We start from the raw sequence: 10,289 nt of genomic DNA, 5'->3' as shown, positions 1-10,289 counted from the left end.
TGCGGGGGCGATCAGTGCTGCGCGGGGAAGCCGTCGCGGAAGACGGGCCGCTTCTCTCCGGCCTCTACGGGCAGGTGGAAACGGTTCTGTCGCGGCGGCATCGGACAGTTGTACTGGTCGGAGAATCCGCAGGGCGGCACGAAGGCACGGTTGAAGTCGAGCAGGACGCGGCCTTCGCCGGTGTGGGTGACGAAGAGGAAGCGCCCGGCACCGTAGGTGGTGTCGCCGTTGGTGGGGTCGCCGAAGACGAGCAGCAGGGTGCCGTCGTCGTCGAAGGCGCTCAGTGTGTACTCCCGGCCGTCCAGGGTGAGCTCGATGTCGCCCGGCACGACGAGGTCACGGCTGCCGCCGTTGTCCCGGATGTGCTCGAATCCGACCCGCCTGGCACCCGACACCGGGGTGTACGAGGCCTCCAGCACCCAGGCCGGGTCGTACGGGAAGACATCGGTGCGATCGAAGTTCTGGATCGCGGGGGACTGCGCGTCCCAGAAACGGAGACCGTACTCGGGCTCGCCGGTGACGAAGTCGGTGCGCTCCACTGTGGTGACGGTCACAGAATCCGGCTGTCCGGAACGTGCCGCATCGAGGTCGGGGCGCTCGCCGGCCGGGGCCCAGCGGGTCTCGACGAGGGCGAGATTCCCGGCGGCCGAGGTGACAGAGCGCCGCCGCTCGGCGCGCCATGCCTCCCAGTCCCCGGCGGGGTCGGACGGCTGGTCGGGGACTACGGCGGCGTGGGACACGGCATTACTCATTCACGTAGACGTTCGTCGGCTGCCACGCCTCGAATGTCACGCTGCGTGAATTTCAGCCCAAAGGACCTTCTTTATCTTTCATAAGGCAAGCTAATGTCAAGTTTGGCTGAATAGTGAGACCGGGGCGGAGCCGGTGGCCCGAGCCGGCCGCCCGTGGCCAGGCGGCAGCACTCGGCCGAGCCGTGTGAAGCCGGGCCTCGGCCTGCGCCGGAGGGGCCCGCCGGGCGCTCGCCCTCCTTCGTGTGCAGACGGAGCTCAGCTGGTGGAGCACGGCGCACCCACGAGCGACTTCATAACCTTCCTGCCGGGCTCGGCCCCGGTGCACTGGCGCGAGATCTTCCAGGACGACGAACCGGCAGCCACGTCGGCGGCCATGACGCCAGGGGCAAGGCCGATTCCGGCATCGTCGCGAAGGAGCTGGAGCGCAGCTTGACCGGTGCGCAGGAAGGCCCGCCTCGCGGAGGGACGGACAGCCGGTTCCCGATGCCGTCGCGGCCCGTGGCGACGCGAGCGTGACCTGCCGCCTGCGGAGCCGAGAGCGTCAGCGCCTCCTCCGGTTTAGCGAGCGTTGCCGCATGACCGAGGAGACCGGGCACGCCGCCCGAATGCAGGAAGACCGTGCGTTGCCCGGGTACCACGTCGCCGTCCTCGACCGCCGCGATCGGGCCGGCCATGGTTCCACCGGAGCCCACCGCGACGACGACGGTCGCCAGGCGTGGTGCCTGGACGAGGAGTTCACGCCCGCACTCGGCGTAACGTACGTCAGGATCGCCGGTGCGCCGGCGGCGCGGGGCTACCGGCGTGAGCGCCAGGTCGACCTGTGTTCGCACCGGCGCATCCACGCACGTGCGGACAGCTGCCGGTAGGTGGAGAGCGTGCGCGCAGACCTCGAATGAGGTGCCCGGCACGTCATTCGAGGGGTGGCCCTGCCATGCCGATCCGGGTGTTGGCCCAGGCCATCAGCTCCGGGTCACCCAGGGTGTTGACCCATAAATCGACCCGGTCCGCACCCCGTCCGGCAGGGCGGGGGCCGGTCCCCAGCACGCGCAGGCCTGCGCTTCGCGCCGAGTCGATACCGGTGACGGAATCCTCCACCGCCAGTGCGTCCTGCGGGCGCACGCCGCAGAGATCTGCCGCAGCGGCATAGACGTCCGGATAGGGCTTGGGCCGCAGTGTGTCGCCCGCGACGACGATGTGGCCGAAGTGGCCCAGCAGTCCGGCCCGGTCCAGGCTGGACTCCACCATGTCCAAGGGGCAGTTGCTGGCAACCGCGAGTGGGAGATGGCGGGCGGCCAGACGGACCAGCGCTGCCGCGCCCGGCATGGTGACGGGGTCTGCGGCGACCAACGCCGTGAAGTGCTGGAGAAGCGAATGGGTCATATCGCCGGTGAGGTCAGGCTTTCCGGTCGCCTCGGCCATGAGGCTCCCGCACTCGGTGTAATGCACGCCCTTGGCTCGCTCGGCGAATCCGGCCGGGGGCTTGAGGCCGAACTCTCTGAAGACTCTGTTGCGTGCGTCCTGCCAGTGGCGTTCGGTGTCCATCAGGGTTCCGTCGCAATCGAAGACGATAGCGGCCGGGGACCAGTCAAAGATGCGATGAGCTGTCATATCTCTGCCGTTCTCGGAGAGTTTGCCGACTCCGTTCTGTCGTCGGGTTCGTGAGATGTCGGACTGCGGGAGAGATGCTCTCGACTGTTCGGCCTGGGCTGCCAAATGGTCTTTCTTGACCGCGCGCGAAGGCGGTTGATCCGCCTGCGTGGGGCCCACCGCTCCGGACATAGTCCGTCTCATGGGTCGAGCCCGAAAACATCGTGGCCACTACGTTAATTTTGTCCGAAGAGGGACGCAATCACTCCTTCGAGTGTTTGACGGCAGGTCAGTTGCAGGTTAGACGCGAGGGACGGGACGGCCTGAGGTGGGCTGTGGAGTGCCACGAGACCGATCAACTGCGTTGCGGGTGAAGTCAGTTGATGAAAGTCGTGCCGTAGTGACCGTATGAGGGCAGTCCCGTTCGCGGAGCCATCGGGATGAGGTCGCAAATTTCACCGATGTCACCCACATGCACGCACGGTCGAAGAATAATAAAAGCTCCGCGGTCGGCTGCGCAGTGCCGCCAATGCGCGGGCGCACTACCCCCCTGTACCAAACTCATTGCATGAATGAACGAAGGTGGAACATACGTGCAAGACAGGGCGAGAGCGACCCGGAGATCCCTACTGGAAGCCGCAGCACAACTTTTTGTCGAACAGGGATACGCAGGCACCAGCATCAACGACATAAGTGGCCGCTCGGGGAAGACCAGCGGAGCCATCTACTTTCACTACTCCAGCAAGGAAAAGCTCGCCCTCGCCGTCGTCAGTGAACAGTTCGCCGCATGGCCGCAATTGGCCCGGTACTACACGGCCCCGGGTATCCCGCCGCTTGAGAAGCTCGTCGCTCTGAGCTTTGAAATCGCCAGAGTCCTGCGCGAGGACGTCGTAGCCCGCGCCGGCGCCCGCCTGTGGGCCGAGCGCCGGGGCATCGACGCGCCCGTGCCCGCACCGTTTGCCGCCTGGACCGTGGCCGTCACGAGACTTCTGGCCGAGGCCCGGTCCAGGGGTGAACTCGCCGAGGGGATCGAGCCGTCGGGCACTGCCACGACACTCGTCTGCGCGCTCTTCGGTCTGTACAGCCTCACCGACGAGGTGGCAAGGGAGCAGGAACTCGGGTTCCGGCTCGACCAGTGGTGGCTCCTGGTCCTGAACGCGCTGCAGGCGCGCCCCGACCCCGCCGCCCTGATCGCACGAGCGCGAGCACGGTTTGCCGTGAACGGCCCGCCCGCCCGGGCCGAGTGACGGTCCGGCGCCCAGCGGGGTAGATGGCGTCGGTTGCCGTGGCGCCGTCGGGCGGCCTTGTCGGGCTGGTTGACCTCGGTCACCCAGATGCCTTCAGCCCGCAGGTGCCGTGTCAGGGCGGCCCCGTAGGAGCCGGTGCACTCCCTCCGGCGCGCCGCAGCACGCCGAACGAGCGGGCCCGATCATTTCCCATGTTGCGCGACCGCCGCCCATACGCGCCGGGGAACAGAACCTGTGCGCTTGCACCCCTTGATCTCCTGCACCACAGGACGACCGTGGCCCAGAGCCCAGAGCCCAGAGCCCAGAGCCCAGAGCCCAGAGCCCAGAGCCCAGAGCCCAGAGCACTGAGCGGCGCTCCAGTCTGCTGGGCCTCCTCGCTGGTGTCGGGCCGCCTGTCCAGCCCGTTCCGGCCACCGAGGACCGAGAGGTGGCCTTGATCTGGTACGAAGCACTTTATGCGCAGGGTGCTGCTGCACACTGTCGGCCAGGTCGGCGTAGAACGGTTGCCTGGACCTCGGGCGCACAAGGCCGCGGACGCCAAGCTGCCTCAGCCGCTTCGGTGCGGTAGCAGCAGCTCTGCCAGGAGGCCCCCGCCGGGTGTTTGGGACAGCTGGGCGCTGCCTCCGTGGAGTTGGGCCACCCAACGGACGATGGCCAGGCCGGTTCCGGTGCCCGTGCTGGCAGTACCGGTGACGTGGCGTTCGAAGACCCGGGCGCGGTCCTTGGCGGGCACGCCCGGGCCGTGGTCCCGTACGCAGACCCGGTCGGCGGCGACCTTCACCTCGACCGGGGTGCCACCGCCGTGCCGCAGGGCGTTCTCCACCAGGTTGCGGACAGCCTGGGCCAGCAGTTCGGGATCTCCGTCGACGACAGTGGGCTCGGTGCTCACCGTGACGCCGCTTCGGTCGGGCAACTCCTCGACGGTCTGCTCGACCAGCTGGTCGAGCCGTAGGGGGATCAGTTCGATCTCCTGGGTACCGGCCTCAACCCGGGCCCGAGCCAGCAGCCCGGTGACCAGCCGGCCCAGCCGGTCCACCAGCCGGACCGCTTCGTCGAGGGTTGCGGGCGCCCGGCCCGTGGAGGTGCTGCCGGCCTCCACCACCAGACGCAGAGTGGCCAGCGGGGTTCGTAGTTCGTGGGCCGCCTCCGCGAGGAACTGCTCCTGCTGTTCGAGTCCTCGCAACGCGGGCCGCGTCGCGCGCCCACTCAGCAGATGGCCGACCACCGCCGCCACCAGCACCAGGGCCGCGCATCCCAGGGCCAGCCGGCGGACCAACCGGGTGTGGTCCGTCCGGCTCTGCGTGGGGTCGGCCCCCACCAGCACCGTGGCGCGAATGGTGTCGTTGTCCCAGACCGGGGTAGCGGCCCATTGGTACTCCTGCCCGCTCACGCTCCGCGCGGTGTAGAGCACTGTCTCTTGGTCGTGCTGAACCTCTTTCCAGATCTCGTCGAGATCGTCCCGGCCGGGCAGGGAGGCGGGGGAGGTGTTGGCGTGGCGGATTCGCGGTCGGGCGGCTGGGGGCGCCTGGAGGATACCGAAGACGTCGGCGCCGTGAGCGAGCTCGTCGTCCTGCAGTGGTTCAAGGTGAAGGACGCCGCCCGCGTCGTAGAACACAGCGCGGGCCAGTCCGTCGGCTCGGCGGCTGACGTCGTTGTCAAGATTGCTGGTGCGCGAGTGGGTGTCGGTGCGAACAGCGATGGTGGCGAGTACCAGCAAGCAGGCCGCGGTGGCCGCGGCGAAGAGCAGGGTCATCGCCCACCGGGCGCGGTGCAGCCGGGCGGCGGCGGGGGTGCGCGACCTCACCGGCATGTGTCCGGGTCGGCGATCCGGTATCCGATGCCGCGCACTGTCGCTATCACCTCGGGCGGGCCCAGCCGGCGACGGAGCTGGCTTATCAGCACATCGACCACGTTGGAGAGCGGTTCGCTCATCTCGTCCCAGCAGCGTTCGATGAGCTCAGCGCGCGTGACCACCTCGCCGGCGCGCAGCAGCAGGACTTCCAGGACCGCGAACTCCTTCGCGGTCAGGGTCAGCAGGACGCCGGCCCTGAGGACCCGGCGACGCGGCACATCCAGCTCCACGTCGCCGACCCGCAACACGGGCAGTCGGGCAGGCTGACCGCGGCGGCACAGGCTGCGCACCCGTGCGGTGAGTTCGGCGGAGGCGAAAGGTTTGACGAGGTAGTCGTCGGCGCCATGCTCGAACCCGGCCACTCGGTCGCTGACTGCGTCCAGGGCGGTCAGCAGCAACACCGGCAGCATGGAACCGGCCTTGCGTTGGGCAGCGAGCAGGGTCAGGGCGTCACCGTCAGGCAGCATACGGTCCGCGACGAGGCAGTCGTAGCTGTTGACGGCGAGCTTGAAGTCGGCGTCGGCGAGATCGACGGCGAAGTCGACAGCGAAGCCGGCCTCACGCAGTCCCGCCGCGATCGCCGGGCCGAGTTCGGGGTCGTCCTCCAGGACCAGTATGCGCATCGTCGGTGAGCGTAGTGCAACTGCTACGGGTGTCGGGGCGGTCGAGATAACTGTGATCGCTCGTACCAGACCTTCGGGCTCACACTTCGAGATCAGCCGGTTGCGCTCTGCACCAGCTGCCGCCATGAACGAGCAGCTCTCTGCCTGCCAAGGAGAGCAACACCGAACGCTGAGACCGCTGACCGACTCGGCCTCGTAGTGTCCGCCTCAGGGCCTGTGGGATCCGCCTGCGTGCGTGCGGTCGCCTCATGATCTCCTCATGAACACGGTGCCACTGTGCGGACATGCCAAAGATACGTACTCGCACGGTCGGCATCACCGCTGCCGGTGTCGCCACGGCCGTCCTCGCCGTCTACTGCGTTCAGTCTTCGCAAGGAGCCACACCCGCAGCCGGATCGCCCGGCGCGGTCGTGCGCGTCGACCAGGTCGGCTACACACCCGGCGAGGCCAAGCATGCCTACCTGATGACCTCCGCTTCCGTGTCCAGCACTTCCTTCCGAGTGCGGGACGCTTCCGGCAAGGAAGTCCTGACCGGAAGGACTGGTCCCTCGACCGGAGGATGGAACAACACCTATCACTCCGTTCACACCCTGGACCTGTCCCGCCTGACCACGCCCGGCACCTACCGGGTCGAAGTGTCCGGCCCGGATACCGCGACCTCGCCGCCGTTTCGTGTGGCGCCCGCCGACGAACTGTTCGGCAAGCTGATCCAGGACAATGTCCGCTTCTTTCAGGCGCAGCGCGACGGAGCCGATGTCGACTCCACAGTGTTGAAGCGCAAGCCCTCGCACCTGGCAGACCGTGAGGCAACGGTGTACGACACCCCTGCCTACGACAGCGAAGAGAAGCAACTGCTCGCTCCGCTCAAGCCCGTCGGCGGTCCGGTCGACGTCTCCGGTGGCTGGTCCGACGCTGGTGACTTCCTCAAGTTCACGCACACCGCGTCCTACTCCACCGCGAGCCTGCTGCTGGCCCAGCGCACTACCTCGGCGGGCGGGGAAAAGCTGGCAGCCGAGGCCCGCCATGGGCTGGACTGGCTCGACAAGATGTGGGACGACAGCTCCCGCACCCTCTACGTCCAGGTCGGGCTGGGCAAGGGCGACACCGAGGACGGCAGCGGCAAGATCCGCTCCGACCACGACGTATGGCGGCTGCCCGAGGCCGATGATGCACTCCAGGTGGAACCCGGTGACCCGGACTACACGATCAAGCACCGCCCCGTCTTCCGCGCGGCTCCACCCGGCGAGCCGATCAGCCCCAACCTTGCCGGGCGGGTCGCCGTAGCCTTCGCCCTGGCCGCACAATTGGACGCCGCCGACCATCCGGACCGCGCCCGCGAGGAGTTGGAAAAGGCGTCGCACATCTACGCACTCGCCGACACCACCCCCCATGGCGAACTGGTCACCGCCTTCCCCCACGGTTTCTACCCAGAAGAGTCCTGGCAGGACGACATGGAATTCGGGGCAACCGAGCTGGCCCTGGCCGGACAAGCCCTGGACGACAGCCGAGCGGACCAATGGATCCAGCAGGCCGGCCACTGGGCCAAGGAGTACCTCGGCTCGGACTACCTCGGCACTCTGGGCCTGGGTGACGTCAGCGCGCTCGCGCACGCAGACCTCGCCAAGCTACTTGGATCGGGCACGTCCAGTACTGAGGTGAGCCGCGACGAACTTGTCGCCGACCTCAAGCGACAGCTCAACGACGGCAGCATCCGCGCACACCGCGATCCCTTCCGCGCCGGCGCCGTCTATACCGACTACGACTCCGTACCCCACTCATTTGGCCTGTCCGCCACCGCCCAGCTCTATCACCGCGTCACCGGCGACTCCCGTTATGACGCCTTCGCCACCCGGCAGCGCAACTGGACGCTAGGCGCCAACGCCTGGGGATCTTCCTTCGTCATCGGGGCGGGGACCACCTTCCCACACTGCCCCGAGCACCAGGCAGCCAACCTCGCCGGCAGCCTCACCGGCGAAGGCGACATCCTCGCCGGTGGCGTCGTCAACGGCCCCAATGCGGCAGCCAAGCTCAAGGACCTCAACTCCTTCCCGACCATGCGAAAATGCCCGACCACTCAGGGCAATCCCTTCGCCCCCTTCGACGGTCACGGCAGCGGCTACATGGACCACGTGGGCGCTTGGCAGACCGTCGAACCCGCCGATGACTTCACCGCCACCGCTCTGCTCTCCCTCACCCTCTCCACTACGCCCAAGGACACCGAGAGCGAGGCCGACCAACCGTAGACCAAGCACACTCTGCCCGGACTGCGCATGTCACCCGTACAGGGCGACAACCATGAAACCGGCCTCGCACCCCTCATCCGCGAAGCTGCGGACCGCCAAACCGAAGCCCTCCGCCACCACCGCGAACCCGAGATCGCCTTCACGGAGGCGGCGGCCCAGTCCGAAATCCTTCAGGCCCAGGACCGCCGTACCGAGCCGGCCGCCGGGTCGTTGGAGGACAGCATTCGAGCCGCCCTCGCCTACAAGCGTCGGGGAGCCCCCGCATCGGCGCCCGCGCCCTGGCTCTCCAGGGCGTCATGACCACCCAGGGAGCCAGCGTGAAGGCCCGTACGGATCACTCATCCGTGCGGGCCTTCACGCTGCTGTCGTCCCCAGGCGCGGGTCCGGCCTGCGGCTACTCCTTCTTGTCCTCACCGTCAGCCCGTTCACCGATTCCGTGGCCGGAATCGTCCTGCGGCGCATCCGAAACACCGGCCGGGCCCTCAGCCGGGGCATCCGGGGAACCGGACGGCGTGCTGTCATCGGGTGCGACGCGGTCGTCCAGCGTGATGGTGACCGGCCGGCCCGCCGCAGCGAGCCCGGACAAGCTCTCCTGGACCCGCTCGTAGAGCGCGGTGGCAAACTCCTGGTCGCCGTCCCCCCGACCGCGGTCTCCCGGACCGAGTGCAACGCGATCAGCAAAGCGATCAGCGACCGCCCGGACAGTGCCGCACGGATACGCTCCTCGCCCTTGTCGAGAACCTGAGCAGGCACCAGGAAGTGCGGCTGCCGCCCGGCATGAGCCGTGATGAACTCCCACGCATCCCGATGACACAGCACCGTCGCCGACGACACCCGGGCCGCCTCCCGCAGCAGACCACTGTGCTCCTCGGTCACCGCAGTCGGCTTCCCGGCAGTCTGCCGCTCCAGCTCGGCCCGCCAACTGGCCGCCCACGGGCTAGGACGCTCCCGCGGCGGTCTTACCACCAAGCTGCACCTGGCCGTCGAACAGAGGCAGAAGCCCATGTCCATCGTGATCACGGCCGGGCAGCGCGGGGATTCTCCGCAGTTCGAGGTCGTGCTGGGCCGCATCCGGGTGCCCCGACCGGGGTGCGGCAGGCCCCGCGTGCGCCCGCGACGGGTGCGGGCGGACAAGGCGTACACGTCCCGCAAGAACCGCGCCTACCTGCGGCGTCGCGGTATCCGCTGCACCATTCCGGACAAGGCCGACCAGGTCCGCAACCGCAAGAAGCGTGGGTCCAGCGGTAGCCGGCCACCGATTCCTAATGCCGTTTGTCAAGCCGTTCTGGTTGGGCGCGTGGGGGTTCAGTCGGCCGATGTCTCGCACCTCTCGATCTTTGTAGCGACTGATCGGCGTTGCAGCCCGTTGGCAATGAACTCCATCTCGACCAGCGTGCCAACCAGGCCAGTCTCTTGGAGCGTGCTGGCCATCACCCGTGCCTGGCCCAGGGACAGGCAGAGCATTTCGCGCAGGACTCGCAAGACGGGGACGAGGCTCGACTCGTCGTCCGCGAGGCGAAGCCGTGCGGGCCCATGCTCTGCCAGTAGGGCATTCCTGATCTCTTCAGGAGTCGCTCCGCCTGTGTCCTGCTCGCACCACCCGTTGGGGCAGGCAGTACATGCACCTTCGGTGCCCCACCACAACTGCCCATGGTCGATGTACTGGCCAACGTCGAGTATCAGCACGCCACCGCAGTCGTCGCACCGCGCCGTGACCTTTACTCCTTGAGTGATCACCGGGCTCCTCACCGTCGGGTACCAACAAGCGGATACTCCCGCGAGCCTGCCAGTCAGTCGACCTTGTTACCGCTGATCTGGCAGACCCCGTCGTGGGGCGTCGGGCGGCCAACCGATGGAAGCCACAAGCGGCAGAAGCTTGAAGGCCACACCCGATGCCCCTGGGTGGGCCAACCATACGAAGGGCTCGCCCTGTCCCGGGGAAGAACGTAGGGAAGTTCGACCCAGAGGACTACAAGGCCCGGCAC

General features: G+C 67.9%; 9 protein-coding genes and 1 pseudogene. 5 read left to right on the top strand and 5 right to left on the bottom strand.

The window, feature by feature from the left end; translation table 11 throughout:
- Positions 1-11: 11 nt before the first annotated feature.
- Positions 12-752 (bottom strand): DUF1684 domain-containing protein, encoded by a 741-nt coding sequence (locus NRF20_RS05670; protein ID WP_413752129.1) that lies wholly within the window; start codon positions 750-752, stop codon positions 12-14.
- Positions 753-1,327: 575 nt separating this feature from the next.
- Here NRF20_RS05670 and NRF20_RS05665 point away from each other — a divergent pair.
- Entirely contained in the window at positions 1,328-1,618 is a 291-nt protein-coding gene (locus NRF20_RS05665; RefSeq protein WP_398634703.1) for a hypothetical protein, read from the top strand.
- A gap of 43 nt (positions 1,619-1,661) precedes the next feature.
- Here the strand turns inward: NRF20_RS05665 and NRF20_RS05660 are convergent, their stop codons facing one another.
- On the bottom strand, positions 1,662-2,360 hold the full coding sequence (locus NRF20_RS05660; protein WP_398634702.1) for an HAD family hydrolase: 699 nt from the start codon (positions 2,358-2,360) through the stop codon (positions 1,662-1,664).
- Between the two features lie 551 nt (positions 2,361-2,911).
- Here NRF20_RS05660 and NRF20_RS05655 point away from each other — a divergent pair.
- Entirely contained in the window at positions 2,912-3,586 is a 675-nt protein-coding gene (locus NRF20_RS05655) for a ScbR family autoregulator-binding transcription factor (protein WP_398634701.1), read from the top strand.
- Positions 3,587-4,133: 547 nt separating this feature from the next.
- Here the strand turns inward: NRF20_RS05655 and NRF20_RS05650 are convergent.
- Positions 4,134-5,390, bottom strand: coding sequence for a sensor histidine kinase (locus NRF20_RS05650; protein ID WP_413752128.1), 1,257 nt, complete (start codon positions 5,388-5,390; stop codon positions 4,134-4,136).
- Entirely contained in the window at positions 5,387-6,061 is a 675-nt protein-coding gene (locus tag NRF20_RS05645) for a winged helix-turn-helix domain-containing protein (RefSeq protein ID WP_413752127.1), read from the bottom strand. The genes NRF20_RS05650 and NRF20_RS05645 overlap by 4 nt, the downstream gene beginning before the upstream one ends.
- A gap of 284 nt (positions 6,062-6,345) precedes the next feature.
- Between NRF20_RS05645 and NRF20_RS05640 the strand changes: the two genes are divergently transcribed.
- Together NRF20_RS05640 and NRF20_RS05635 are read left to right on the top strand one after the other, a co-directional pair.
- Positions 6,346-8,304 carry a glycoside hydrolase family 9 protein gene (locus NRF20_RS05640; RefSeq protein WP_413752126.1) on the top strand — a complete coding sequence of 653 codons (1,959 nt, stop codon included), beginning with the start codon at positions 6,346-6,348 and terminating at the stop codon, positions 8,302-8,304.
- A gap of 27 nt (positions 8,305-8,331) precedes the next feature.
- Positions 8,332-8,604, top strand: coding sequence for a hypothetical protein (locus NRF20_RS05635; protein WP_398634697.1), 273 nt, complete (start codon positions 8,332-8,334; stop codon positions 8,602-8,604).
- 94 nt (positions 8,605-8,698) lie between these two features.
- Here NRF20_RS05635 and NRF20_RS05630 read toward each other — a convergent pair whose 3' ends face one another.
- Positions 8,699-8,890: a hypothetical protein gene (locus NRF20_RS05630; protein ID WP_398634696.1), complete on the bottom strand. Its 192-nt coding sequence runs from the start codon at positions 8,888-8,890 to the stop codon at positions 8,699-8,701.
- A 351-nt stretch (positions 8,891-9,241) separates the two neighbouring features.
- Here NRF20_RS05630 and NRF20_RS05625 point away from each other — a divergent pair.
- A pseudogene (locus tag NRF20_RS05625) lies at positions 9,242-9,559 on the top strand (transposase); the annotation flags it as partial.
- Between the last annotated feature and the right edge of the window lie 730 nt (positions 9,560-10,289).

It is taken from the genome of Streptomyces sp. R-74717, assembly GCF_047305335.1.
GTDB classification, from domain to species: domain Bacteria; phylum Actinomycetota; class Actinomycetes; order Streptomycetales; family Streptomycetaceae; genus Streptomyces; species Streptomyces atratus.
The sequence above is the reverse complement of the archived record's forward strand: the minus strand, read 5'-3'. Positions and strand labels throughout refer to the sequence as shown.

What these genes read in the sequence shown, in the direction of transcription:
- NRF20_RS05635 (WP_398634697.1), top strand. Translation starts at nt 8,332, where the DNA reads ATGTCACCCGTACAGGGCGACAACCATGAAACCGGCCTCGCACCCCTC.
- NRF20_RS05660 (WP_398634702.1), bottom strand. Translation starts at nt 2,360, where the DNA reads ATGACAGCTCATCGCATCTTTGACTGGTCCCCGGCCGCTATCGTCTTC.
- NRF20_RS05665 (WP_398634703.1), top strand. Translation starts at nt 1,328, where the DNA reads ATGACCGAGGAGACCGGGCACGCCGCCCGAATGCAGGAAGACCGTGCG.
- NRF20_RS05640 (WP_413752126.1), top strand. Translation starts at nt 6,346, where the DNA reads ATGCCAAAGATACGTACTCGCACGGTCGGCATCACCGCTGCCGGTGTC.
- NRF20_RS05655 (WP_398634701.1), top strand. Translation starts at nt 2,912, where the DNA reads ATGAACGAAGGTGGAACATACGTGCAAGACAGGGCGAGAGCGACCCGG.
- NRF20_RS05670 (WP_413752129.1), bottom strand. Translation starts at nt 752, where the DNA reads ATGAGTAATGCCGTGTCCCACGCCGCCGTAGTCCCCGACCAGCCGTCC.
- NRF20_RS05645 (WP_413752127.1), bottom strand. Translation starts at nt 6,061, where the DNA reads ATGCGCATACTGGTCCTGGAGGACGACCCCGAACTCGGCCCGGCGATC.